The 440-nt window shown below is 43.4% G+C and carries 1 protein-coding gene; it reads right to left on the bottom strand.

Annotated features, from left to right (window positions below; translation table 11 throughout):
* The coding region (locus OD917_RS22430) for a ferrochelatase (RefSeq protein ID WP_411970412.1) at positions 1–401 on the bottom strand (401 nt) is incomplete at its 3' end.
* Positions 402–440: the final 39 nt, after the last annotated feature.

The raw sequence follows: 440 nt of genomic DNA on the forward strand, positions 1-440 counted from the left end.
CCGGCTAAATGTTTTTGGATTGAATCGGCCAGATTCTTAATGTAATCCGGTCTGCTGTAGAATGCCGGAAAATCTGTAAATTTCATATGAGGGAACTTCTTCTTGCGGATTTCTTCAGCTTTAGCCAAAATAGTCAGAGTCGAAGCCATTGCATATTGCGGATACAGCGGAAAAAGCAGCACATCTGCAACTCCCTTATCGCTCAGTTCCTGAAGCCCTTTTTCGATTGTCATGCTTCCGTAGCGCATTGCCAGCGAAACGGGAACATTCGCCAAAGGCTGAACTTTTTTGCGCATCCTTTCTGAAAGGACCACTAATGGAGAACCTTCTTCCCACCAGATTTTTGAATAGGCATGTGCGGATTCCTCCGGTCTTTTTCTTAAAATGATCCCGCGAACCAATAAGGCTCTTAACAGATATGGAAAGTCTATTACATATTT

Source organism: Flavobacterium sp. SH_e, from assembly GCF_025717045.1.
GTDB lineage: Bacteria > Bacteroidota > Bacteroidia > Flavobacteriales > Flavobacteriaceae > Flavobacterium.